A 26,540-nucleotide genomic window follows, 5' to 3' on the forward strand; every position below is an offset into this window, starting at 1 on the left:
AAAAGAAACGCTTTTATTAAAACCAGCTTCCGATAAATCGTTCATATGCACTGCTACCCTGCTCACCCTGTACTCTTCTGCGTCGTCTGCCAACATTCGCCAAATGACGGAACATGGTAAAAAACACCAGTGGAATAAATAATATTGTCATTGGCGGGATACCCAACATGCTGATCCACTTACCACCATACTGGCGGCGCATCGGGCGGCGTAATCTTTCAGAAATAAGATACATCGCCGGCACTATCACCAGGGTCATGAAGAAAGCAAAAGCAAGACCAAAAATTATCGTCCAGCTCAGTGGTTTCCAGAATACAGCATTATCACCTCCAAAGAAAATATGCGGATTAAGCTCTGCAAACAGTGTGATGAAATTGATGTTGAAACCAACAGCCAGTGGAATCAATGCGAGGATAGCTGCAAGAGCAGTTAGCAATACCGGAATGATACGGGTTTTACCTGCCTGTATTACAGCTTCTCTTGTTTTCATTCCCCTTGACCGAAGCTCATCTGCAAACTCAATGACGAGGATCCCGTTTTTAACAACAATACCTGCCAGTCCCACAATACCGATTCCCGTCATCACCACACTTACTTCCATTTTGGTAATACCAAAACCCAGCAACACACCGATCACACTGAATACGATCTCAGTAAGAATGATCACCGGCTTACTCACCGAATTGAATTGTAATACAAGAATGAACAGGATAAGCATAAGCGCAATCACCAATGCCTTCCCCAGGAACGCCCCTGTTTCTGCCTGCTGCTCTCCTTCACCGGTCTGTTTTATACTTACATTTTCTGCAGTCACCTTATAATTATCGATATGATCTTTTATCCGCTCGTTCACTTCTGTTGGCGTATAACCCGACAATACATTTGAACGCAGCGTTATCACACGCTTCTGGTTCTTTCTTTTCACACTACCAAGCGTACTGGTATAATCAACGGTTACCAGCGAACTGATAGGAATTTTCTTGATCGCTCCGCCGCTTGCAAAATCGCGGAATACTATATTCATATTGAGAAGGTCGGTAAGATTATTCCGCTGCAGCGAATTGTTTCTCAACTGAACCTTGTATTCATCCTCACCATCTTTTATTTTCGATATCTCCCGACCAAACAATGCAGTCCGGATTTGCATACCCACCTGTGCTGATGATACACCTTCTATCAGTGCGCGTTCGCGGTTGATGGTAAGTGATATCTCGGGATTGGTGAGGTCAACATCCATCTTAAGCTCTTCCACTCCAGCCACCTGGATGGAGTCGAGATAGTTCTTTAATCCAACAGAAGTCTTAATCAGTTCATCAAAATTTTCACTGGCGATCTCTATATTGACGGGCGGATCAGTTGGCGGACCACCCTGCTCCTGTGCAACACTTAGCTCGGCACCGGGTATCCCTTTCACCACCTGCCTTATCGAATCAAGGAATGGTTTGGTTGATACCCCATGACGCTTTTCGAATTCAACAAATGACACCTGTATACGACCCAGCTCTGCACGCGTACTCCTGTCGCCACTCATCGGATCACTCGCTCCAACAGCAACGTTGGAGATCACCGACTCAACAATAGGATTCTCTTTTCCATTTTCCATCCCAAGTACCTTATACACGCGTTGCTCCAGTGTTTGGGTTACCGAATCAGTATATTCCACTGAAGTGCCCACAGGAAGTTTCAGGTATACATACACGAAATTGGGATCGCCACTCGGGAAGAATACCACCGGTACATTCCTGATCACGAAAAAGAAAACAGAAAACACCAGCAAGGCAAATGTTGCTACCAGTAGTTTAACAGGGCGCCATCCGGTTAGTGACCAGCGAAGCAGCGTTTCATAACGGCTCATGATCCATGGCAATGCCTTGTTCTGGAAACCGTTAATAATATCTTCCAGCACAAACCTGTTGAAAACACCCAGAATTAAAAAGAACAACAGCAGGTTACCCCAGAAGAAATACATATTGGTAGCTCCGGGTACATCTTTGCCAATTGTAAATCCTAAGATGAGGAGTATAAGTCCAAGAACAAGCGTCATCCAGAATCCCTTTTTCCGGAAGAACGCAGACTTTGGCTCCTTCTTGTCCTCATGCACCATGAAATCAACTGCAAATACAGGGTTCATGATGAACGCCACAACAAGTGATGCAGTCAATGTAAATATCAGCATCGTGGGCAGGTAGATCATGAACTTACCAATGATACCCGGCCAGAATAACAGCGGTATAAAAGGTGCCAATGTTGTAAGTGTTCCTGCAAGCACCGGAACAAATACTTCACCAGCTGCCATCATCGCCGATTTTTCGGCACTTAGTTTTCCATGTCCCTCCACAAATATGCGGTGGGTATTTTCGATGACCACAATTGCATCATCCACAATGATACCAAGCCCAAAAAGTAAGGCGAAGAGTACGATGAAGTTGAGTGTAACATGCCCTCCTACAATAAGGTCGGCTGCCGGTAAGAAAAGAAAGGCCACAAACATACTCAGTGGTACACTCAGCGCTACAAAGAACGCATTGAGAACACCCATGAAAAACATCAGGATGATAAGTACCAGTACAAATCCTATAACAATAGAGTTCACAAGGTCATTGAATGAGACCCGGGTAGCCTTGCTCTGATCACCCGTGATAACCATGTTCAGATCCTTTGGAAATTGTGTTCGCTTCAGGTCTTCAACAATAGCTTTTACATCATCTGATGTTTCTATCAGGTTCTCCCCTGCACGTTTGATGATATTTAGCGTAATTACATTCTTACCATTCAACCTGGCATAGCTTTCTTTCTCTTTTACCGTGTCAACTATATATGCGATATCCTTAAGGTAGATTGGTGCGCCACCAGTATTTCGAACGATCACCTGCTGTATATCAAAAGCAGTTTTGAACTGGCCCTTGAGTTGCAGGTTTCTTTTCATATTTCCCACTTCCAGTAAGCCACCAGAAATATCGAGGTTCTCTCTGCCTACAGCATTGGCAATATCATCGAAAGTGATATTGGAAGCCTGCATACGGGCATTATCAACATTTATCTGGAACTCTCTTTCAGGTGCACCTACAAGATCAACCCGGTTGATCTGTGGTAGTTCCTCAAGCCTGTCCTGCAGTTCATCTGCATACTCTTTTAACCGCACCAGGTCATAATCACCACTGAGGTTCACATACATGATTGGCTGCTCAGAAAAACTGACTTCTAATACTGTAGGTTCTTCCGTGAGGTCGGTAGGCAGATCCTTTTTTGCCTTATCCACCGCATCCCTCACTTTCTGAAGGGCAACATCTGTTTTTACATCAGTGTCAAACTCCACCATGATGGCGCTGAAGTCCTGCTGCGAAGTAGATGTTGTCTTTTTTATTTTGGCGCCGGTAATTCCCTTGATCTGTTTTTCAATAGGGCGACTTACCAGGTTCTCTATGTCTTTGGGTGAATTACCTACATAAATGGTTTGAACATAAATGGTAGGGATCACGATATCGGGAAACTGTTCTTTTGGAAGCGTTACAAACTGGAATACGCCTGCAAGACTCACAAATACCATCATCAGGTAGATGGAGGTCTTGTTGCGGATACTCCAGGTTGTTGGTCCAAATTGCTTGAACGTATGTTTTATATTATCGAACATGGAAGGATAGTTGCTGGTTTATTTGATTATTGCTTGCTACTGCTCTGATGCCTTTTACTGTTCATCTTTCAACATTAGATCCCACCGGCCTCTGTACTAATGAGCTGGCCGTCATACAAACTCTGGAAACCTTCCGTGATCAGCACATCATTCGCCTGGAGACCAGTATGAATTTCCAGCTGCTCACCATATAGTTCGCCGATGGTAACCACCCGCTTTCTTGCACGCAACTGTCCGTTTTCATTCACGGCCACCAATACAAATTTTCCCTTTTCATCATTCTGCAAAACATTCACGGGTATGGTCAGGGCATCTTTAACAGTATAATCTTCAATCCGCACCTTAGCGATCTGGTTTGGTCTCAAACTCTTGTCAGCAGGCATTTTGGCCTCAATATAAAATGAGCGGCTGTTGGGATCAATGAGTTTTCCGGCAACACTTACTTTAGTGGTTATCGATTTGCCGATATCGGGTAAGGTAACGACCACCGGACTACCAACTTTAACCTTGTCGAGATAATTTTCCGGAACCTGTGCAAGTACTTTCAGGTTGTTGGAGTTTACAATGCGAATGCCATTCATGGGTGAACCCGTAAATGTTTCCCCCACTTTGATATTCACTTCATCAGCAATACCACTCACATTGGCATATACATTAGACATTGACAATTGCTCATTCAGTATGGCGATCTGCCTCTCCGCCTGATCAACATTATTCCTTGCTGTAATAACCTGCACCTCGGTACCAATATTCTGGTCCCAGAGATTCTTCTGCCGCTGGTATAAATTCTTCGCGAAGCCAAGCTGTGTTTTAGCTGTTTCGATCTGCTGCCTTATAACAGCATCATCAAGTTTCAATAAAAGTTTACCTTTTGAAACAACATCGCCTGTCTTAACATAGATCGCCTTTACCTGTCCACCCATTCCTCTGGGTGTTACATAAGAAACATTCTCCGCATCAATTTTACCCTGCAGGTCTATATAATGGGTGAAAGGCGCGGTTGATAAAGTAGTGAGAGAAACAAGCTTGGGCTTCTCCTTCACGGCGGAAGCCGGGTCGAGTGCGAGTATTTCCTTTTCCAGAACTATGATCTTCTCATCGATCTTTTTCTGCTCTTCTTTTAGTTTAGTCAGTTCAGCTTTTTTTGTTTCCAGTTGCTTATTGGCATTACCCGATCCGCAAGCCATAGCCAGGAGCACTATCGCTGCAGTCAGTAATTGATTTATTCTCGTTTGCATATTTGCTATTTATAGATCAGGTTTAATTAATAGATTTTCCCAACTGCCTTCAGGTAATCAACTTTTGCTATGGCTGCATCATAGAGTGCTGCGAAATAATTTGTCTGCGCCAGCCTAAGTTCTGTTTGTGAATTATTGATTTCTGTGTTTGACCCAAGCCCCTGCTCATACTTCTTTTTCGTTTGGTCAAATACCTGCTCAGCGAGTTGCATATTATCTTTCTGTGCATCCACTGCAAGAACCGCATCACGGAAACGGTTACGCGAAGAAGCCACATCATAATCGATATTCAGCTTCAGGAGTTCAATATCATATTGTGTTTTTTTGACCTCAGATTTTGCCTGGGCAATTTGTGCGCTTCGTCTGAACCCATCAAATATGGGAACGTTGATCTGAAGGCCCACAAGGCTGTTGGCAAACCACATTCCGCCCGACTTAAAGAAATTGAATTCATTTCGTAAAGCCTGCGTGTTGAGCTGGCTGTATAAAGCAACTGTGGGGATATAACTCAGTTTGTATCTCCTTACATTGAACTCATTTAATTCTTTTCCGATCTCCAGCAACTGGTACTCGCGGCGATCTTTATAATCATACGCCGTATCAAGTATCTGGTTCTTGACGAGTTCTTCTGTGAGTTCTTCTGCAAGAATAATACTATCACGTAGTGGCATACCGATCAGCATTTTGAGTCCGAGGTATCCATTTGCCAATTGTGTATTGAGCTTAAGACTATCCGTTTTCAGGTTAGTAAGTGAAACACTCACCTTATCAACATCCAGCTTCTCCGCAAAACCATTTTTGTAGATCTCCCTTGTATCATGCAACAACTTTTCGAATCGCTGGATATTGGCATGATACAATTCAATCTGCTGATGACCGATCAGTAACTGGTAATAAATTTTGTGGACATTGATGGCGATTGTTTCTTCCGTTATCTCGCTGGTTTTACGTGCAAGCGACATGGCTGCATCACGGGCCTGGAGACCTACAAATACCTGTCCGTCAAACAAAACCTGGTTCAATGCAATCCCAACACTGGCATTCCATTTGGTACCAAACTGTGCCTGCACAAATCCAAAATCGCCGGGTGATACAATGGCATTGCCATCGCCATCCTTTACGCCCTCCTCTTCCAGAACGCCATAGGTTGCTGCGGCAATAAAGTTGGGGAAGCTCTGCACCGGAACACGGGGGAAATAATTCAGCGCGGCCGATCCTGTTATCTGTGGCAGGGCGTTGGAGGTAACCTCCCGGTTTACCTGCTCCTGTATACGGATATCTTCCAGCGCCTTCTTCACCTGGTTGCTGTTCTGCTTTGCATAATTGACAGCATCCTTAATGGTGAATGAATGAACTTTTTTTTCGTCCTGGCTGTACACGGTGATCATGGAAAAGATCAACCCGGTAATAAACGGGAATCTCATCCATACTCTTTTCATTTGCTTTGTCATTTTTGAGCTTGTTTACGTCTTTTTTGTTGATACTTCAGAGCCAGTCTATAACCTTTTAACGTAACGATGCCAAAGAGATAATGCTCCAGCACCTGTTGTTCCACATCTGCAAGATTCGCCTTCTGCCTGCTTAAGAAAGACGGATCAAAGGGTAGCAGCATACTTTCAACACGATACCTCGCGATGATATCAACATTGATCTCAGGGCGATAGAGTTCTTCACGAATGCCCCACTCGAGGTTATTGCGGATAGTATTGTAGAGATATTCGTTCTTATGCTGTTCCAGTATTCCAAAGGCGGCGGGATGATACTTGCGAAGATCAAACAGCACTGCCGGGTTCATGGTCCTGAACATATGTTCCACCATATCCATGGCCCTGAACATTTCATCTATGGCGTTTGCTGCATTTTCATTGTCGACCTTGCATAACTCTTCCGACTCACAGGTCTTGAAACGGATCACCGCCAAAACCAACTCCTCCTTGTCGGCAAAATACTGGTAGATGGTCTTCTTGCTCATACCCAACGCCCCGGCAATATCATCCATGCTAACGCTCCTGATGCCATAGCGCATGAACATATCCCTGGACATTTCCAGTATCCGCTCCCTGTTATCGATTTCTGTCATGGGGCTGTAAAACTATGGAAACTTTTATCGTTACCAAAGTTTCCATCATCATTTTCTGCCATTCATAACATAAATACAATAAAGCCCCCGGTGAAGGATTTGAAAAAAACCGACAAAACACCTGCCAGTTTTCCGTGAAATTATCATGTGAGCATAGCATGGCATTTAGTAGGTTTGCAGTTGAAACTATAGTATGGACAATCAACCGGTAAGAACCGATGGCTGGAGATGGAGAAAAGTTTTCCAGTATTTCCTGCAGGGCGTACTCGTAACTGCACCGGTAGTGATAACCGGTTACCTGATCTTTTGGTTCGTGACATCCATAGATAACCTGATCCCTATTTTTGAAGTGCGCGACAGTGCCGGCAACATCATCACGCGGAATTATGGACTCGGTTTCGTTGCCATCATTATAGGCCTTATTGTTCTGGGATACCTCAGTACCAATTTCATCACCAGCCGCCTTTTCAGCCTCTTTGATCACTGGCTGGAACGCGCGCCCGGCGTGAAATTCATCTATAGTTCGATAAAAGATTTCTTTGAAGCCTTTGCCGGTAACAAGCGCAAATTCAATAAAGCGGTTGCCGTTTCCATTTACCAGGAAGATGTTTTCCAGATAGGGTTTGTAACCGATGAAGATGCAAGTGAATTCGGCTTCCAGGATTATATCACTGTATATATACCTCTTTCATACTCCTTTGCGGGACAAACATTTCTTGTTCCCCGCAGCAGGGTGAGGCCCATAGAACATATCAAAGCTGCTGATGCCATGAAATATGTGGTATCGGGCGGTGTGGCCGAACCCGCACATGATTCAGAAGGACAGCCCGCTAAAAAGGGCAGATGATCTATGATTCGGATATTGATGCTGGTGGCATTATTGCTACCGGTAAAGGATCTCTATTGCTGGGGTTTCTTCGGGCATAAGCGCATTAATGAATATGCCATCTACCTGCTGCCGCCCGAGATGCTGGTACTCTTCAAGCCCCGGCTGGAGTACATTAGGGAGCATGCCGTTGATGCAGACAAGCGCCGTTATATCCTTAAAGCAGAAGCCCCCCGCCATTATATTGATCTTGATAAATATGGTGCATGGCCCTTCAATGACCTTCCCCGCAAGTGGGAGGAGGCCGTTGCAAAATATTCAGAGGATAGCCTTCAGGCACATGGCATTCTTCCCTGGCGCATACTGCAGCTCACGAGTTCTTTGACCAAGGCCTTCCGGAATGCGGAAACGGATAAGATCCTCCGTATTGCTGCTGATCTGGGTCATTATATCGGTGATGCGCATGTGCCACTGCATACCAGCTCCAACCACAACGGACAATTCACCAACCAGCATGGTATACACGCTTTCTGGGAGAGCCGACTGCCCGAATTGCTTGCCGACAATGAGTGGGACCTGTTTACGGGGAAAGCCATTTATATAGATAAGCCCGCGGAATATATATGGCGATCGATCCTGGAAAGTGCCGCTGCTGTTGATTCTGTCTTAATGATGGAAGCTGAATTATCTGCAGCAATTTCTGCTGATAAAAAATATGCCTGGGAATGGCGTAACCAGGTAGTGATAAGGCAGTATTCAACTTTCTATAGTCGCCGCTATGATGCAGTGCTGCGGGGGATGGTGGAAAGGCGGATGCGGCAGGCCATTCACGCTGTTGCAAGTATATGGTATACCGCTTGGGTGAACGCCGGACAACCAGACCTGAAAAAACTAAATAAGTTAATAACGCCTGGCATGTATCCTGCCGTCGACAGCCTCGAACAGCAATGGCGGCACCAAACTATCAAGGGCAAATCATGCGACTGACCAATTACTGAGATGTTTTATAGCTTCGGGATATGGTATTTTTTAAGGAAATTGCGCTCTTACCAAACGCAAGCAACGTGGTACATAATTTCAATGCAGGACCATCCATCCTGCCGGCAGAAGTGTTCAGGCAGGCAAGTGAAGCAATAGTTAACTACAATAATATGGGGCTCTCCATCCTGGAGATCGGCCATCGCACCGATGCATTTCAGTTGGTGATGGATGAGGCGCAGGCCCTTGTAAAAGAACTCATGGGGTTGGATAGTAATAAGGAAGTGTTGTTTCTCCATGGAGGAGCTTCCACCCAGTTTTTCCAGGTTCCCATGAACCTGCTCGATGATAATGCAAAAGCTGCTTACCTCGATTGCGGGGTATGGGGTACAAAGGCAATTAAGGAAGCTAAACTATATGGAAGCGTGGATGTAGTGGCCAGTTCAAAAGACAGGAACTATGCGTATATCCCTAAGGGTTATGCCATTCCATCAGATGCTGCCTATTTCCACTATACAACAAACAATACAGTTGAGGGTACACAGATGCATGCCATTCCGGAAACAAGTATTCCCCTGGTGGCCGACATGAGCAGTGATATACTTAGCACTACTATGGATTTCAACCGCTTTTCTCTGATCTATGCAGGCGCACAAAAAAATATTGGCGCGGCTGGAGTAAACCTGGTGATCGTTGATAATGAGATACTCAACAAGGTTGGCAGAAAGCTCCCCACCATGATGGACTACCGCGAGCATATTAAGAATGGCTCCATGTTGAATACACCACCGGTTTTTGCTGTATATGTATGTATGCTCACGCTGCGATGGCTGAAAGCGCTGGGTGGAGTAAAAGCTATCCAGGAAATTAATGAGCAGAAGGCGAAGCTTCTTTATGATACTGTGGAAGCCATCCCCATATTCAATTTGCCGGTGGCAGTGGAAGACCGGAGTTTGATGAATGCCGTATTCACCATGCCCGATGCTGAACTGGAAAAATCATTTCTCGCAACCTGTAAAACAAATGGAATGTATGGCGTGAAAGGACATCGCTCTGTAGGAGGTTTCCGCGTGAGCATGTACAATGCACTGCCTTTGGAAAGTGTTGTTGTACTGACCGACCTCATGAAAGATTTTGCAAACAAGAACGGATAAAAATATACTGAAGATATCATGGCAATAATAAAACCATTCAGGGCATTACGCCCACAACCCAATGCAGCAGCATCTGTTGCGGCGCCACCTTATGATGTTTTGAATTCTGCCGAGGCAGCCGCGCAGGCAGCATCAAATCCCCATAGCTTTTTACATGTCACCAAATCGGAGATCGACCTTCCCGGCATAGCAGATATACATATTCCTGAAGTATATGAAAAGGCCAAGACCAACCTCGAAGCATTCAGGAAAGAAGGCATTCTGCTTCGTGAAGAGAAGCCATGTTATTATATCTATGAACTGGTTATGCAGGGAAGGCAGCAAACCGGATTAGTAGCTGTTTCTTCCATTGATGATTATGAAAAGGATATCATCAAAAAACATGAATATACAAGGCCTGAAAAAGAACAGGACCGCATCAACCATATCCGCACCAGCGGGGCACAAACAGGTAATGTATTCCTTGCATACCGCGATGTGGATGCACTCAATGAGCTGATTGAAAAATGGAAAACATCTGCACCCGTATATGATTTCACTGCAGCAGATGGTATCAGTCACCGCGTGTGGATTGTAGATGATGAAAATACCGTGAGCAACATCAGCGATCTCTTCAATAGCAGTGTGCCATTCACCTATATAGCAGATGGCCACCACCGTGCTGCCTCTGCAGCAAAAGTGCGCCAGTCACTGGAGGCAGGTTATCACGATAATGCAAATTATTTCCTCACTACATTATTTCCTGCTGCACAATTGCATATCATGGATTATAACCGGGTGGTGAAAGATCTGAACAATCAGTCGGAAGCGGATTTTCTTCGCGCTCTCTATGAAGATTTTGAAGTGGAAAGAATGCCCTCTGCCTTCTCTCCTACTCACCTGCATGAATTCGGCATGTATCTTGGTGGACAATGGCATAAACTCACCGCTAAGCAAGGCAGTTATTCAGAAGATCCAATTGGTGTTCTTGATGTAACTATATTATCAGATAAGATATTGAGCAAATTACTTGATATACATGACCAGCGTACCGATAAGAGAATCGATTTTGTTGGTGGTATAAGGGGATTGCAGGAATTGGAAAAGCGTGTTGATAGTGGTGAGATGAAAGTTGCCTTCAGCCTGCATCCTGTGAGCATCCAGCAGCTTTTTGATATTGCCGACAGTGGCAATGTTATGCCACCAAAAAGCACCTGGTTTGAACCTAAATTGCGCGATGGTTTACTTACCCATTTAATCTACGAGTAAATGAAATTTATCCCGAAGAAGATTATACTGGCCATTAGTTTTTTCCTTGCTTCAATGGTTGCGCACGCGCAGGAAGACGCTGCCAGTCTGCACCAGAAGGGGAGAACATTTATGCAGTCGGGCGACTATGCCAATGCCACCCTTGTATACAAGAAAGCATTGGAGCAAGCTCCCGCTAACACGGAGATCCAGAATGACCTGCTGTTTAATTATTATCTCTCTGCCGATTATGGTAATGCCATGCAGTATGGCCGGCAACTTACTGATAAGCCAGGGGCTGATTTGAGGAGTTTCCAGTTACTGGGACTCACCTACAGGGCAATTGAAGAAATAAAAGAAGCAGAACGTTTGTATAAAAGAGGGATAGAAGCATATCCGAAAAGTGGTGTGCTCTACAATGAATATGGCGAGCTGTTGTATGGAAGAAAGAAATATGAAGAGGCGGCAGAGCAATGGGAAAAAGGCATTGCGGTAGATCCGAATTATTCCGGCAACTATTATAATGCTGCAAAACATTATTACCGCAGTCCCGATAAAACATGGGCATTATTATATGGTGAGATCTTCCTGAACCTCGAGAGTTATAGCAGGAGAACGCCTGAAATAAAGCAACTGCTACTGGATGCGTATAAGAAATATTATACCAATATGAATGGGATGAAAGCTCCGGATAAATCAAATGGATTTGAGATGGCTTTCACTGGATTGTTGAATAAACACGCTGCAGTTGTTGGTTCGGGAATTACAACTCCGTCCATCACCATCATGCGTACCCGCTTTATCCTCGATTGGTTTGAAAAGGAGCCGGTGAAATATCCTTTCAGGTTATTCGAATATCATCGCCAGCTGCTGCAGGAAGGATTGTTTGATGCATATAACCAGTGGATCTTCGGGGCAGCGCAGAACCTTTCGGAGTTCCAGGCCTGGACGCTCGCCAACCAGAAAGCCTATGATGCCTTCAGCAATTTCCAGAAAGGAAGGGTTTTCAAACTTCCGGAAGGGCAGAATTACAGGTGATTCACCTCCCTTTATATATGTCTAATAGTTGTCTAATCCTTGTCTAAACCTTGTCTCATATTTCTCAAAAGCCGCGCGGGCAGGGAGTTTCAGACTGTTTTGCAACAACAGTGCAACTAGTTTGGTTGAATAATATCGAAATACCATAACTCCATCTAATTGATTCTCAGGGTATAATAGAATTGTTCCTATTCATGTGTCTCCAAATGGGAGGGTTGCGATCCCATATTTTGAGTAAATCCCGCTGGAAACATTCGCCCATTACTTCTATTTAGCATTTCTTTAGTTTAATGTCTAAACATTAAACCAGCTAGAAGCCCTATATTTGCATTCGAAACTGAAAATTTTATACACACAATGAAAAAAGCATTCTTATTCGCAGCTGCCATTGCAGCAATCGCAACAGCCTGTAACACAACACCCGAAGCAGCCGAAGCAACAACTGCCGAAAAGCAGGAGGCAGCAACAGCCGCCGGCGCATCATTCACCATCGACACCACTGCAAGTGCAGTTGAGTGGCTGGGAAGTAAGCCGGTTGGTCAGCACAACGGAACTTTCAAGATCACTGATGGTAATTTCAGCATTGCAGATGGCAACATCGCGGCAGGAAATTTCACCATTGATATCAATTCCCTGAACAACCAGGACCTGAAAGCTGGTGAAGGAAAAGAGAAACTGGAAGGTCACCTGAAGAGTGCAGATTTCTTTGATGCAGCAAAATATCCGACTGCAAAATTTGAGATCACAGGTGTTGAACCAATTGCTAACGACAGCAGCGCTACCCACAAAATCAGCGGTAACCTTACCCTGAAGGATAGCACCAAAAATGTAAGCTTCCCGGCAAAGGTTGCAATTGCTGACAACAAGGTATCTGCAACTGCCAGCTTCAATATTGACCGTACCCAGTGGGGAATGTTCTATGGTAACGACCAGAGCCTGGGCGATAAAATGATCCGTCCCGAGGTGAATATCAAGTTGAACATCAACGCCAACAAATTATAACTCGCTTTTTTCTAGTGATGTTTTGAGTTGGATGTAACCGGCAGGGTAAACCTGCCGGTTTTTTTTATCTGTCGCCATCCCTCATCATTAAGGTGGAATGCCTAAATTGTTAGCGGAAGCATATATTTGAGCAGTAAAACTTCTCATCAACGATCGATTGCATATGGACCAGCCTAAAAGACTTTTTGATTGTATTGAATACCAGTTGGAGCAGAACCCTGACCAGGGAATGATGGCCGCAAAGGAAAATGGCCAGTGGCGCACATACTCCGTGAAAGAGGTTTCGGAGATGGTGAATAAATTAAGCGGGGGATTGCTTAACCTGGGAATCAGTTGCGGTGATATGACCGAGCAGGGAAGAGATAAAGTTGCGATCCTTTCAAAGAACCGTCCCGAGTGGATGATGGTTGACCTGGCTGTGCAGCAGATCGGTGCTGTGTTAACACCCTTCTATCCCACCATTAATGTGAAGGAACTGGAATTTGTACTGAATGATGCGCAGGTGAAACTCGCCTTTGTGAATGATGAAGACCTCTACCTTAAATTACTCAGTGTACAATCGAGGGTGCCATCCCTCAAACATATTTTCACTTTTGAACATGTTGCCAATGCTGCGCACTGGAAAGATGTAATTCATGCTTCCTCACCCGATGCAGAAGCCCTCATCAAAGGGATTGCAGATAAAATAAAATCAGAGGATCTCGCAACCATTATCTATACATCCGGCACCACGGGAACGCCAAAAGGGGTGATGTTATCGCACAATAATATTCTCAGCAATGTGATGAGCAGCATCAATCCTGTTTTCACAGAGATTGGAGTAAAAGGCCAGCGCTCGCTGAGTTTCCTTCCGCTCAATCATATTTTCGAAAGGATGGTCACCTATATATATATGTTCTCGGGAACACATATATATTATGCGGAGAGCCTCGAGACCATAGGAGATAACCTGAAAGAAGTACAGCCATCCCTCTTTACCACGGTACCGCGATTGCTGGAAAAGGTCTATGAAAAGATCATGGTGAAAGGCATGGAACTGGAAGGCATCAAGAAAAAACTGTTTTACTGGGCGCATGATCTGGCCGACAAATACAATCCCGATACCAACCAGGGAGTATGGTACAAGGCACAACTATCCCTGGCCAATAAACTTGTGTTCAGCAAATGGCGCGAGGCACTTGGTGGAAATATCAAGGCCATCGTGAGTGGTGGAGCAGCCTGCCAGGTGAAGCTCATAAGAATATTTACTGCTGCAAAAATTCCGATCCTCGAAGGATATGGACTTACCGAAACCTCCCCCGTTATTTCTGTGAACCGTTATACCGAAGCGGGAAGAAAATTTGGTACGGTGGGATTGTTACTCGATGATGTTGAAGTGAAGATCGCCGAAGACGGCGAGATCCTGAGTAAGGGGCCGCATATCATGATGGGCTATTACAAACGCCCCGATCTTACTGCAGAAGTGATTAAAGATGGATGGTTTTCAACAGGCGATATCGGGATGATCGTGGATAATAAATTCCTCAAGATCACCGATCGCAAGAAAGAAATGTTCAAGACCAGTGGTGGAAAATATGTTGCGCCACTACCTATTGAGAACCGGCTGAAAGAATCTTTGTACGTGGAACAACTCATGGTGCTTGGGGCCGATAAAAAATTTGTAAGTGCACTTATTGTACCCTCCTTTCCTAACCTGAAAGACTGGTGCCGGCAGAATAATATTGCCTATACTACCAATGAAGAAATGATCCGCCATCCTAAGGTGGTGGAGCTCTATAAGGACCTGGTAGAAAATTTCAATAAGTACTTCAACCAGGTAGAGCAGATCAAGAAATTTGAGCTGCTGCCGCTCGACTGGAGCATCGATACCGGCGAACTCACTCCCAAGATGAGCCTCAAGCGCAAGGTGATCATGGAGAAATACCAGGATGCTATTGAGCGGATCTACACCTAATCACCTTAGCCTCACATACTTTTCTGAATCTTTTTGCGTTATTATTGGAGATCAATTCGTATACCTATGTTGTTCCGTTCTATCCTGGCCCTTGCTATTATCGGGTCTGTTGCCCTGAGTTCCTGCAGCCGCACCGTTATAGTTCGTAAAGGACCGCCCCACCGCAAGCATTTTTACCATATGCCTCCCGGCCATGCCAAGAAGGTTTATGGAACCAAATCGGCCAAGCCTTTTGCTCCCGGACAAAGAAAGAAGAAGCATTAATTACTCTTACCGGGCACTGCCTCAGTAAGTATATAATTGCCATAGGCCTTTACCGCCTCGGCAAGCTGCTCTGTGGGGATATGTCCCGACATGGTAACAGTTGCCTGTGGACTTTCCTTTTGAACCCTCACCGCGGTTACTCCCGGTACAGCTTCCAACGCTTTTGTAACATTGCTGATGCATCCGCCACAGGTGATGCCGCTTACTTCATACTGGTGTGTCATATATTTCGTGTTTAATTTTTAAATAAGATCATCGAGTGATTTCCTTGGTTTCACCCGCAGCTTCCGGAAATGGCTCGGCGTTAAGCCGGTTACCTTCCTGAACTGGCTGCTGAGATGTGCCACACTGCTGTATCCCAATTCATAAGATATCTCGGTAAGGCTCATCTCGTCATAAACGAGCATTTCTTTTGCCCGCTCTATCTTTTGCAGAATAAAAAACTGTTCCAGGGTTATGCCTTCCACCTCTGAGAACAACTTACTGAGTGATGAATAATCACGGTTAAGTTTTGTGGTCAATATATCGGAGAGATTCTTTTGTTCCAGCAATTCCGGATCCTTTACAGCTTCAATTATAGTGGTTTTGATAGCTTCAATAGTGCGGGATGCCTTATCATTGATCAACGCAAATCCGAAACCGGCAAGCACCTTCGAAATCAATTCCAACTGGCTTGCATCTGGTTCGCCTTTAAGTTCCACTTCGCCGAGATCAATATCCAGCACTTCTTCCCCAAGTTTCTCAAGCTCGGTCTTCACTACATACTTGCAGCGGTTACAAACCATATTCCGGATATAAAGTTTCATCTGCGAGGTTTTAGAAATTATATAAGCTTACTCCATTTCAGTCTTAGACTATTGGCCACCACACTAACTGAACTAAGCGCCATGGCAGCCCCTGCAATCATAGGATTCAGGAGGAAGCCATTAACAGGATAGAGCAGTCCGGCAGCAACCGGTATACCAATAAGGTTATAGATAAAAGCCCAGAACAGATTCTGGCGTATAGCCATCACCGTTTTTCCTGAAAGCTTTAATGCTTTCGGTATCTGCAGCAGGTCGGAAGATATCAGTGTCATTTTAGCAACATCCATCGCGATATCAGATCCCTTACCCATTGCGATACCAAGATCTGCCTGCGCCAGTGCCTGTGAATCATTGATCCCATCTCCTACCATGGCTACCACTTTACCTTCCATCTGCAATTTCGCAACAAATGCCTGTTTATCATCGGGCAGGGCTTCTGAGCGGAATGACTGGATCCCCACTTCGCGAGCCACTGCTGCTGCCGTATGCGCATTATCACCGGTGAACATATGCACTTCAATACCCATGTTCTGCAATGCCTTTACAGCTTCCGCTGATGTTGCTTTTACCTTATCAGCGATCGTGAGAATTGCATGCACCTTATTCTCTTCACCAAAATAGATCACCGTATACGCGGCTGTTCTACCCTTCTCCGCCTGCTCGTCGAGCAGCTGGCTGATAGCAGCCTTTTTAATCCGCGCCAATTTATTATTTCCCACCCAGTATTCTTTTCCGCCAGATTTTCCTTCCACGCCCATCCCGGTAATACTATGAAAATTCTGGATATCTGCCGACTCATCAGCAACAGAGGCAAGTGCTTTCACTACAGCCTCTGCCAGCGGATGTTCTGATCGCTTCTCAAGCTGGTATAAGATAGGCAAAACCCGCTTCTCTTCCACGCCCTTCTCCCAGCTAATTCCCATAAGCTCGGGGCGACCCTCAGTAATGGTTCCGGTTTTATCAAGCACCAGTGCATTTACTTTACGGGCCCTCTCCAGGCTATCGGCATCGCGGATGAGGATACCATTTTCAGCACCCTTGCCCATGCCCACCATAATAGCGGTTGGCGTTGCTAACCCTAACGCACAGGGACAAGCGATAACCAGCACGGTCACCATTGCCATCAGTCCGTGAGTAAGCGCATTTTCACCCCCCAGCACCAGCCAGGCAACCAGCGTGAGCAAGGCTATTCCAATAACCACCGGAACAAAAATGCCGGCGATCTTATCTACGAGTTTCTGCACCGGAGCCTTAGAGCCCTGTGCTTCCTGCACCATCCGGATGATACCGGCCAGCATTGTTCCGGCACCAACTTTCTCGGCACGGAAACGGAAACTTCCTTTCTGGTTGATGGTTCCTGCAAATACAGCAACTCCTTTTTCTTTATGCACCGGAACAGGTTCACCGGTTATCATTGATTCATCAACATATGAAGATCCACTCTCCACAATACCATCCACCGCAATCTTCTCTCCACTCCTTACAAGCACCAGGTCGTTCACCTGCACGGAAGAAATCGGGATCTCCTTTTCCACTCCATCCTGCACCACCCAAACAGTTTTAGGCTGCAGGGCCATGAGTTTTTTAATGGCGGAAGATGTATTCCCTTTAGCCCTTTCTTCAAGCAGTTTACCCAGCATAATGAAAACGATCACTACGGCTGCCGCCTCAAAATAAACATGGGGATGCAATCCGCGCTGGTGCCAGAATTCCGGAATAAGCGTATTGAAAACGCTGAAGCTATACGCCACCCCGGTACTGAGTGCAACAAGGGTATCCATATTGGCTTTGCCAAACTTTGCCTGCTTCCAGGCATTCCTGAAAAAGGAAGCACCATAATAAAAAAGCACGGGGGTACTAAGCACCCACATGATATAATTTGCATAGGGCATGTCCATAAAGAACATCCCGATAATGAATACAGGTATTGTGAGGATAGCAGCCCTTAGGGTACGCCTTTTAAGATCCTGGTAATGATTGGCAAGGGCTGCCTCCTGCTTTTCGCTAACATTGTCGGTATCAATGATGAGATCGTAGCCGATGGATTGCACCACCTGCTGCATCTGGGTGGTATTGATGAGGGCGGGATCGTATTCAACCTGCAGCTGCTTGGCCGCGAAATTAACTGTAGCGGCACCAACTCCATCCTGTGCTGCCACCATGCTTTCCACACTGATGGCACAGGATGCGCAGCTCATGCCGGTTACAGGTAGGTTAATCTTTTTCATGACCCAAAGTTCCCTCAAAAAGAGCCCGCGGTCATTACAGTATACGGGATGATTGTTACATAATTAGGAACTATGCCGCATCCGCCGCGGACCATACCAGAGCCAGAAACCGGTGAGTGAAAACGTTAATAATGCAAGTCCCGTGATTGTAGTATAGATCAGTTTGAAGGCACCCGATTTTAATCCCAGCAATTCATCTACAATGCTGCCATCATGGAGATGTTCAATAAAGTCGGCCCTTCGCTTTTCTTCCAGCAGCACCTGTCCCGTTGCCATATCGAGCTGCAGCGCATCATAACTGTCTTTGAAGAGAACTTTTGCAATGCCCTTATCGGGCCTTATATCAATGCGATCAATGTTGGATGCAGTATGCCCTTTATTGATGCGATATGTAACCGCCAGCCGCTGCAGGCTATCGAGCGATAACCAGTTGGCAGCATTCATCTGGCTACCGGTGCTGGTGGCGGCAAGCAGATAACCACCCGAATTCTTCTTCCACCCCAACAACACACTTGTAATCCCAATCACTATAAAAAACAGGAAAAGCGCGATGCCTGTCCACCGATGAATTCTGCGGGTTTGCCGCAACAGTCTTGCCTGTGTTGACCTGCTCATTCATCAAAGATACTGGCATCGCGCATTAACCGCGTAATTACATCTCTACTCCCTGCATGGCATCACCTTTCATATTCTTCTTTTTGAAAAGTGTTGCATCGATCTTGCCAAAACGATAGCCAAAAGTGAGGCGGATCATCTGTGGATCTCTCAACCTTGAATACTGCTGACTAAAAAATTCATTATATGAATACTGCTCCATTTTCCTTGTTCCGAAAATATCATTGAAGCTCAGTGTTGCAGAAGCTGCATTGTTCTTCAGGAATGATTTCTTTATGGCGATATCAATTCCGTAGTTGGCACTGATATAACCTTGTGAAGCACTCTGGCTCTGCATCATGGGCGGACCGAAACCGCTGTTCTGGTTGATAGGCAGGTTGGTTTTCGATTGGTAGGTAGCACTTAACTGTATGCTCGTTGACTTTGGAAGTTTGAAGGTGTTATTCCATTTTCCAAACAGGCTCCACATTGCTTCCTGGTCTGCACCCTGAACCTCGTCGGTATTGATCTTACTATTGTACAGATTCAGATTTGTTGTCATATCCCACCACTTTGAAAGCGGATTAACTGCCGTCAATTCCATACCATAACTGCGACTATTATTTGCATTGATATAACTGTTGATCAGTACATCTTTCGCAAGCACTTCATCATACTGCAGATCCTGGTAGCGGGTGATCAGGTTGTTGGTGTACTTATAATAAGTGGATGCCAGCAAGCTGTGATTTCCTGTAAATGTTTTTGTCCATGACATCTCCAGGCTCTGGGTAAATTCAGGAACAAGGGCGCTATTACCCCTGGTGATATTCAGGGGATCAGAATAATCGGTGAAAGGAATCAACTGGAAAAAATTGGGGCGGTTGATCCTGCGACTATAACTCAACTGCAACTGCTGGTCGTCACTAAGTTTCTGGCTCAGTGAAAGGGATGGAAACAAACTGATGGGATACTTATTGCTGAAAGTTGCACCACTCTTTACCAGTTCACCCTCATAGGAAGAACTCTCCCCACGAAGCCCGATCTGGTAACCGAAATTCTTGATGGTATTGGATATAGAAATATAGGCAGCATACACGTTATCGGTATTCTTATAATGACTGGTAGCATCCGATGCAAGTACAAATTCATTGGCAGCAACATCAAGGAAATAGTTATCGATATTGTTTTCTGTTTTACGAAGCTGCGCACGCAATCCGGTTTCTATCTTCGCCTTTCCCTTCAATGGCCTAACATAATCAGTTTGCAGGGTGATAAAATTCATATTGCCTTCACTGAGCATTTTCTGCTCCTGGAAATCAGCAACGGCGCCGCCTTTTGCAGTAAAGTTATCAGTATGGAAAAGAGAATTACCATTGTTCTTACCACCGAAATAATTGATATCGGCAGTCCACTCTTCACCATCACGGGGGAAGAGTTGTTTCATGCCCAGTTGAAGTCCGGTGCCATTAAAAATTCTGCCACTGGCTGTACTTCTTTCGGAGTAGCTATTGGTGGTACCGGAAGAAAACAATGAATCAGTGCTTGTACTGATCATCTCTGTGGGATTGAATTCGCCTCGCACCTTTACAGCACCGAGAGAAATAGTGGTTCTGTTGGTAGCGAAATAATCAAATCCCAGCCTGCCAAACATAAAGGCACCGTCATTACGACCACTGTTATCCTGGAATATATTGGTAACGGGTGTTTCAGCAAAATTGAAGCGATCAGTAGATCCGGTACTTCTGCCTTTGTTCTGGTTGTACATCGCATTGGCGCTGAAGTTGAACTTCTGCTGGCGCAAACTAAGATCACCACCTGCGGTGATGGCACCATACTTATTGATTCCCGTTTGCAGGTTACCGTTATAGCCGGTCTTTTTATTCTTCTTGAGAACGATATTCAATATTCCTGCATTACCTCCGGAGGCATCATATTTTGCAGATGGATTAGAGATCACTTCAACCGATTCAATAGAGTTGGCAGGTATCTGGTCGAGGGTTAGTGTTGTAGGCCGGCCATCAAGGAAAATGGTTGGCTGTGCATTACGCATGGTAACATTACCATCGATATCTACCTGTACTGATGGAACATTCTTCATGATATCAAGGGCAGTTCCGCCGGCACTTACCAGGTCTTTCTCCACGCTGAAGATCTTCTTCTCGCCATCCATTCTTATCAGTGGTTTGGCAGCGGTAACGGTAACGCCGGAAAGTTCCTGCGCCTGGCGATCCAGTTTAATATTACCTAGGTCTTTCATTATTCCCCCCATTCCGAAGCTTATGGATTGTTCCTGTTCTGCAAAGCCTAGGGCAGATATCTTCAACTTAAGTGCACCCGCCATTGGCAGGTCAGCAAAATTGAAGTCACCGTTTGCTTTAGTAGCAAGGCCGGCAACAAGGATATCTTTTAGTTTTCCCGATGCAGAATCTTTCTTGCTTTGCAGCAACACAACCGACACATCTGCGAGTGGCTTGCCATCGCTGTCGGTGATCTTTCCATACACTGTTCCGGTCATGCCGCCGGGCATGCCAGCACCGGGAGCGCGGCCGGCAGGTGGTTGCGCAAAAGCGCTAACCGAAAGGATGGAAATGCAGATAAGGAATAATAGCTGTCTCATTACTTGATAATTATGACACAAAACTATACGGCGAAGAGGCGCGGCGGGGAGAAATGAGACGATCGCCCAAAATGATGCGACCTACCCTTCTTTCAGGGAAAGCTTAAGCTGATTTACCCGTGATCTGGGCGATGGTTTCGCGGTAGTTCTCTCCTACCGGTACTTCCATAGTGCCGATGAAGAGACTGTTTTTACGGATGGCAGTCACCTGGTCTTTAGCGATAATGAATGACTTATGCACCCTTATGAATTTATTGGCTGGAAGTGTTTCTTCCAGTTGCTTCATGCTCATACGGGTAACTACCGGCTTGGAAGAACTCTTGAGATTGATCTTCGCATAATCTTTTAGTGATTCTATCCAGAGTATGTCGGAGAAAGTGATTTTAAGCAGACTGTAATCAACATTCACGAAGAAATAGCCGGGTGCGGGCGTTGAAGTACTAACAGTTGAAGCCGGCGTAAGATTTTTATTATTCCTGAGTTCGAAGAGTTCTCTCGCCTTATGGCAGGCTTTGATGAATCGGTCGAGGGGTACCGGCTTCACGAGGTAATCCACAACATCGAGATTATATCCCTCCAGTGCATATTTTTCATAGGCAGTGATCAGGATGAATAATGGCTTTACCGCAAGGCTCTGGATAAACTGTAATCCGGTTAATCCCGGCATCTGTATATCAAGAAATATCAGGTCAACCGATTCTTTCTCCAGCACTTTCATTGCTTCCAGCGGATGCTCGCAGGAGGCTACCAGCTCAAGGAAGGGAACCTTGCTGATATTATCCTCCAGCAGTTCCAGTGCCAGTGGTTCATCGTCTATAGCCATGCATCTCAGCATCAGTGAAGTTTAAGGGAGAGGTGAATGATGAATTGGTCGTTCTGCTTCTCCACATTCAATGTATGATCTTTTCCGTAAAGCAGGTTAAGTCGGCGTTTCACATTGGTAAGGCCGATACCGGAAGTCTTGTCTTTAACTTCGGCGGCATCTTCGCGAAACTTATTGCTCACAGTAAAGCTGAGTTCATGGTTGCGGGCCTTCAGCACAATATTGATAGCAGCATTTTCCACCATTCCCGTTCCATGCTTGAAAGCGTTCTCCACAAAGGGTATCAGCAGCATGGGTTCAATTTCATAACTGCGGTCAACATCACTGAAGTCGGCATTGATGATTACATTTTTACTAACACGCTGACGCTGGAGATCTATATAACTCCCGAGGTAATCGATCTCTTTATCGAGAGAAACTTTTTCGCCGTCAATATCATAGAGCATATAGCGCATGAGGGAGGAGAGCTTTATGAGCGAGGGTTCTAAAAGGTCAGATTTCTTTCTCGCCAATGCCACCATATTGTTCAGCACATTGAACATGAAATGCGGACTCACCTGTGATCGCAGGAGGGTGAGTTCTGTTTTAAGGTTCTCATTTATCTTCTCATCATCCAGTCGCTCTGCCCTGATCCTGTCAATCCCCATCCTGATAGCAGTACTGGTAGCTATCATGAAAACATAGATAAAGAAGGTAAAGAGGATATGGATCCTGAAATTGAAATGATGGCCTTTTAGGAAAATCTGGTTATTCATCCAGCCGATGCCGAGGTACAGGAGGAAAAGCGCGGCGAGGGCTATTGCAAACTGTCCGAATCTCTGACGGTAAAGCAATTTCGGGATCAGTACCAGCGCATTGAGGTAGAACAATCCCACCCAGAAGAGGTTGTTGACAATATAAAAAGTAGTGCCGCCGGGAGTACTATTCTTTTCTGCGGGCCTGTCACCCATGGCCGGACGGAGAAGGAAAGGCAGGGAGAAAAGCACTACCCATGCCAGTACCTGCAGTGATATCAATATCCATTTCCGGCCAAAGGGTTTCCTTAACATGCAAGAAAATTAGTCCATTTGCCTTTAATGGAGAGCCTGGGGGGATAAAATGCGGCAAACCCCCAAAATCATGAGACGAAAGGAAAGCCTGGTCAGGATGGCTTCACCAGTTCGATACCGTGTTCTTTGATATTGATAAGTCGCTGGCGGAAGAGCGTACCTACCGCCATCTTGAATGTTTTTTTGCTCATGGAAAAGAAGGAATAGATATCGTCGGGGTCCGATTTATCATGGTAAGGCAGGAAGCCGCCATTGGCTTCCAGCAGGCTGAGCACCTTGCCAGCTTCGCCGCCAACCCTTGCATAGCCGGGCTCTCCGAGGGCAACATCAATCTTATTTTCTTCACGGATGGTTTTGATATATCCCTTCATCTGGAGGCCAACATGTATATCGCGATAGATATCACTGAAATGCAGCACCCCTGTGTGAAGCCCGTTGATGATAACCACATAGCCAATATCGGTGCGGCGATAAACGATCAGATCAACCAGGTCTTTTTCTTTAACGGTAAGGGTATCGTTACTGAGGAATGATTCTATTTTTTCGGTGGCGGCAACGCGGCCGGTTTGTTCATCGATATAGATCTTCACGATATAGATGCCGCCCACGCGCATTTGCATGAGTTGTTTGGTGCGGGGAACGAAAATATCTTTCATGAGTCCCCAGTCGAGGAATGCACCCTGGTTGGTTACCGAAACCACTTTTAGCGGAACGATATCTCCCACTACCCCTAATGGCTTCTGGGTGGTGGCGATGATGCGGTCTTCCGAATCATGGTAAACAAAAACGGTAAGCTCATCACCTGGTTTGATGCCTGGGGGAACAAATCTTTTTGGCAACAGGATGCCTTCATTACCATCATCCAGGAAAACCCCGAAATCAACTGCCCTTAATACTTTTAGCGTATTGTACTGACCAACCTTTACCATAATGAATTTTATTCTTTGGAAGGGTCAAAGGTATTATTTTTTTAGGGCGGCAGTCAAACTGTCGAGCCGGCGGGTCAGTAAACTGATGGTACTATCCTGCCTAAGCAGCTTTTTTTCCTGGTTGATGGTGAGCTGGCGGATCAGTGCCGGGTCATCCTGGAGGTTCTCCAGTTCAGGTGTTTTATGGATGATGAATTCAACATCCTGTATACCATAATCGGGTGTTTTACGCAAGATTGCCGCCTCGGCTTCAGCAGAGGGCAGGTGGCCGGTAAGATATATTTCAACTCTCTTTGGTGCGGTTTCAAGTTGCATTTCAGTCTTAAGGATGGAAACATCCAATGGGGTGATCTGCTCCTTGATGAATTTCTCTACCCGACTGGTCTCCTTGCGGGTTTGGGCCAGCTGCCAGGCAAAATAGGAAGCGGGAATCAGGCTCGCAATAGCTAATACATACACTATTCTTGCTTTCATCGGTTTCTGGCTAAAAGCGACCACTTTGGCATATTTCATGTATTTCGCCAGCAGCATTACGGCAAGCCCGATATAGATACAGTTGATTATATAGAAATAAGAACCACCCCAGAAATAATGCCATTGGAGGTTTGCCAGTCCATACCCGGCAGTAGATAACGGCGGCATGCAGGCAGTAGCCACTGCAACACCTGCAAGCACCTTAATTCCCCTCAAACGGGTGATGCCAATAAAGCCTGCTAATCCCCCGAAAAAAGCCAGCATCACATCAAATATGGTGGCATTGCTGAATGCTGCAAGTGCTTTTGTAGGCTCGCTGAAAGGAGTTAACAGGAAAAATAAAGTGGAGGAAAGCAGGCTGATCACAAAACCAATAAGCCAGTTCCAACCGCATTCTTTGAGGAGGCTCCAGTTGTTGGTGGCCATACTGAAGCCGAGACCGATGACAGGTGCCATAAGTGGCGACATCAGCATGGCGCCTATCACCGCATAAGCAGAATCCATATTCAGCCCGATGCAGGCAATAAACATGGTGAACACCAGCAACCATAGATTAGCACCCCTGAATTTTACTTCGGCCAGTATCTCATCTCTTGTTTCTTCTTCAGACTCTTCACGGGGTATCCTGGCTATCCAGCCAATATACCGGCGAATAGTATCAAATCGGGCTGTCATGGTGATGTGTTTCTTGAAATGGTACTGAAATATACTACATGGATGGTCATTTTAATCGGCTGATCGGAACAACTCATACAAGGAAATCCCCTGTTCGCCGGAATTTACTATGCGATGCGATTTATCTTTTGGAAGTTTGTATGGTAATAGAAGCAAAATGAAAAAGCAATCAATTCTCCTCATTCTGATTATGCTGTTGCTGTTGCCACAATTGTTTTTTGTGAGCGGCGATTGCATGGCGAAGGGACTATCTGTTTGCCTGTTATCATCACCTGCACCTGTTGAAGAGGTTGCGGAAACAGGCAAGGAGCTCATCACCATGATGGAAGTTATATTCTAACCGTCCCCATCGGGGTCGATATGCAGTCCGCTGAAAAATTCGGAAGCTGATAATTCCTTTACCTCACCCGGTGGCAGAGCCGTAATATCGAGATCTTCAATTGATACACGCACCAGTCTCATCACCCTGTTTCCTACGGCATCAAACATTTTCCTGACCTGCCTGAATTTGCCTTCTGTAAGGGTAATGGTTGCCCATGCATGGGGTAGATCGGACCTCACTTCCCATGCGCCAGGTAAAAGCCAATCAGGCCTTTCGGCATAGCTCACCTCGCAGGGTCTTGTGATATAGGTGCTGCCGCCGGTAGAAGAAATACCCACACCATTGCGGATCTTCTCCAGCCTTTCCTCCGCAAGGAAATGCCTTACCTGAACCAGGTAGGTCCTCTTATGAAGCTTAGCGCTATTAAATAAAAGATTGGTAACGCGTTTATCGGTAGTGAGCAGGAGAAGCCCTTCCGAATCTTTATCAAGCCGCCCGATGGCGTGGGTGCCATCGGGAAAGCTGAAATTTATTTGCGTTAACAGGTTCACAGCATCGGGACTCACGAACTGTGAAACCATATCATGGGGCTTGTGCAAAACGAAATAGCGGTGTTCCGGATCCATCATTA

General features: G+C 45.6%; 23 protein-coding genes. 9 read left to right on the forward strand and 14 right to left on the reverse strand.

Translation table 11 applies throughout. From position 1 onward, the window contains the following. Window positions 1-16: 16 nt before the first annotated feature. The 4 genes from V6M43_RS12060 to V6M43_RS12075 form a co-directional block, all read right to left on the reverse strand. Entirely contained in the window at window positions 17-3,631 is a 3,615-nt protein-coding gene (locus tag V6M43_RS12060) for an efflux RND transporter permease subunit (protein ID WP_332735576.1), read from the reverse strand. A gap of 74 nt (window positions 3,632-3,705) precedes the next feature. Beyond that, window positions 3,706-4,869 carry an efflux RND transporter periplasmic adaptor subunit gene (locus V6M43_RS12065; RefSeq protein WP_332735578.1) on the reverse strand — a complete coding sequence of 388 codons (1,164 nt, stop codon included), beginning with the start codon at window positions 4,867-4,869 and terminating at the stop codon, window positions 3,706-3,708. Between the two features lie 26 nt (window positions 4,870-4,895). Then, a complete protein-coding gene (locus V6M43_RS12070; RefSeq protein WP_332735580.1) occupies window positions 4,896-6,320 on the reverse strand; it encodes a TolC family protein in 1,425 nt (474 codons plus the stop codon). After that, window positions 6,317-6,949 carry a TetR/AcrR family transcriptional regulator gene (locus V6M43_RS12075; RefSeq protein ID WP_332735582.1) on the reverse strand — a complete coding sequence of 211 codons (633 nt, stop codon included), beginning with the start codon at window positions 6,947-6,949 and terminating at the stop codon, window positions 6,317-6,319. The genes V6M43_RS12070 and V6M43_RS12075 overlap by 4 nt, the downstream gene beginning before the upstream one ends. A 193-nt stretch (window positions 6,950-7,142) precedes the next feature. Here V6M43_RS12075 and V6M43_RS12080 point away from each other — a divergent pair, with 193 nt between their 5' ends. The 8 genes from V6M43_RS12080 (at window position 7,143) to V6M43_RS12115 (ending at window position 15,392) form a co-directional block, all read left to right on the forward strand. Then, window positions 7,143-7,796 (forward strand): DUF502 domain-containing protein, encoded by a 654-nt coding sequence (locus V6M43_RS12080; RefSeq protein WP_332735584.1) that lies wholly within the window; start codon window positions 7,143-7,145, stop codon window positions 7,794-7,796. A 3-nt stretch (window positions 7,797-7,799) separates the two neighbouring features. Beyond that, a complete protein-coding gene (locus tag V6M43_RS12085) occupies window positions 7,800-8,762 on the forward strand; it encodes a zinc dependent phospholipase C family protein (protein ID WP_332735586.1) in 963 nt (320 codons plus the stop codon). Between the two features lie 77 nt (window positions 8,763-8,839). Next, on the forward strand, window positions 8,840-9,907 hold the full coding sequence (gene serC, locus V6M43_RS12090; RefSeq protein WP_332735588.1) for a 3-phosphoserine/phosphohydroxythreonine transaminase: 1,068 nt from the start codon (window positions 8,840-8,842) through the stop codon (window positions 9,905-9,907). Window positions 9,908-9,925: 18 nt separating this feature from the next. Further along, window positions 9,926-11,155, forward strand: a complete 1,230-nt coding sequence (locus V6M43_RS12095; RefSeq protein ID WP_332735590.1) for a DUF1015 domain-containing protein — start codon at window positions 9,926-9,928, stop codon at window positions 11,153-11,155. Further along, the gene (locus V6M43_RS12100) at window positions 11,156-12,172 is read left to right on the forward strand and encodes a tetratricopeptide repeat protein (RefSeq protein ID WP_332735592.1); all 1,017 of its coding nucleotides are present in this window, start codon (window positions 11,156-11,158) and stop codon (window positions 12,170-12,172) included. 357 nt (window positions 12,173-12,529) lie between these two features. Next, complete coding sequence (locus V6M43_RS12105) at window positions 12,530-13,174, forward strand: YceI family protein (RefSeq protein WP_332735593.1); 645 nt, start codon at window positions 12,530-12,532, stop codon at window positions 13,172-13,174. A 163-nt stretch (window positions 13,175-13,337) separates the two neighbouring features. Beyond that, the gene (locus V6M43_RS12110) at window positions 13,338-15,128 is read left to right on the forward strand and encodes an AMP-dependent synthetase/ligase (RefSeq protein ID WP_332735595.1); all 1,791 of its coding nucleotides are present in this window, start codon (window positions 13,338-13,340) and stop codon (window positions 15,126-15,128) included. Between the two features lie 66 nt (window positions 15,129-15,194). Beyond that, entirely contained in the window at window positions 15,195-15,392 is a 198-nt protein-coding gene (locus V6M43_RS12115) for a hypothetical protein (RefSeq protein WP_332735597.1), read from the forward strand. On the opposite strand, the gene V6M43_RS12120 is transcribed toward V6M43_RS12115, so the two are convergent. The 9 genes from V6M43_RS12120 to V6M43_RS12160 all read right to left on the reverse strand — a co-directional run bounded on the left by V6M43_RS12120 (window position 15,389) and on the right by V6M43_RS12160 (window position 25,587). Then, on the reverse strand, window positions 15,389-15,616 hold the full coding sequence (locus tag V6M43_RS12120; protein WP_332735599.1) for a heavy-metal-associated domain-containing protein: 228 nt from the start codon (window positions 15,614-15,616) through the stop codon (window positions 15,389-15,391). The two genes, V6M43_RS12115 and V6M43_RS12120, sit on opposite strands and share 4 nt — an antisense overlap. 18 nt (window positions 15,617-15,634) lie before the next feature. Next, complete coding sequence (locus V6M43_RS12125) at window positions 15,635-16,198, reverse strand: helix-turn-helix domain-containing protein (protein ID WP_332735601.1); 564 nt, start codon at window positions 16,196-16,198, stop codon at window positions 15,635-15,637. A 17-nt stretch (window positions 16,199-16,215) separates the two neighbouring features. Next, on the reverse strand, window positions 16,216-18,426 hold the full coding sequence (locus tag V6M43_RS12130) for a heavy metal translocating P-type ATPase (protein ID WP_332735603.1): 2,211 nt from the start codon (window positions 18,424-18,426) through the stop codon (window positions 16,216-16,218). 63 nt (window positions 18,427-18,489) lie between these two features. Beyond that, entirely contained in the window at window positions 18,490-19,041 is a 552-nt protein-coding gene (locus V6M43_RS12135) for a PepSY-associated TM helix domain-containing protein (RefSeq protein WP_332735604.1), read from the reverse strand. A 37-nt stretch (window positions 19,042-19,078) separates the two neighbouring features. Then, window positions 19,079-21,637, reverse strand: a complete 2,559-nt coding sequence (locus V6M43_RS12140; RefSeq protein ID WP_332735605.1) for a TonB-dependent receptor — start codon at window positions 21,635-21,637, stop codon at window positions 19,079-19,081. A 103-nt stretch (window positions 21,638-21,740) separates the two neighbouring features. Beyond that, window positions 21,741-22,472, reverse strand: a complete 732-nt coding sequence (locus tag V6M43_RS12145) for a LytR/AlgR family response regulator transcription factor (RefSeq protein WP_332735607.1) — start codon at window positions 22,470-22,472, stop codon at window positions 21,741-21,743. Continuing rightward, complete coding sequence (locus V6M43_RS12150; RefSeq protein ID WP_332735608.1) at window positions 22,472-23,509, reverse strand: sensor histidine kinase; 1,038 nt, start codon at window positions 23,507-23,509, stop codon at window positions 22,472-22,474. The genes V6M43_RS12145 and V6M43_RS12150 overlap by 1 nt, the downstream gene beginning before the upstream one ends. 92 nt (window positions 23,510-23,601) lie before the next feature. Continuing rightward, window positions 23,602-24,438, reverse strand: coding sequence for a CvfB family protein (locus V6M43_RS12155; RefSeq protein ID WP_332735609.1), 837 nt, complete (start codon window positions 24,436-24,438; stop codon window positions 23,602-23,604). A gap of 33 nt (window positions 24,439-24,471) precedes the next feature. Continuing rightward, complete coding sequence (locus V6M43_RS12160) at window positions 24,472-25,587, reverse strand: DUF389 domain-containing protein (protein WP_332735610.1); 1,116 nt, start codon at window positions 25,585-25,587, stop codon at window positions 24,472-24,474. A gap of 157 nt (window positions 25,588-25,744) precedes the next feature. Here V6M43_RS12160 and V6M43_RS12165 point away from each other — a divergent pair, with 157 nt between their 5' ends. Further along, window positions 25,745-25,927 carry a hypothetical protein gene (locus tag V6M43_RS12165; RefSeq protein ID WP_332735611.1) on the forward strand — a complete coding sequence of 61 codons (183 nt, stop codon included), beginning with the start codon at window positions 25,745-25,747 and terminating at the stop codon, window positions 25,925-25,927. On the opposite strand, the gene V6M43_RS12170 is transcribed toward V6M43_RS12165, so the two are convergent. After that, window positions 25,924-26,538 (reverse strand): pseudouridine synthase, encoded by a 615-nt coding sequence (locus V6M43_RS12170; RefSeq protein WP_332735612.1) that lies wholly within the window; start codon window positions 26,536-26,538, stop codon window positions 25,924-25,926. The two genes, V6M43_RS12165 and V6M43_RS12170, sit on opposite strands and share 4 nt — an antisense overlap. Window positions 26,539-26,540 lie beyond the last annotated feature (2 nt).

Source organism: Flavihumibacter sp. (genome assembly GCF_036676075.1).
In the GTDB taxonomy this organism is placed as follows: domain Bacteria; phylum Bacteroidota; class Bacteroidia; order Chitinophagales; family Chitinophagaceae; genus Flavihumibacter.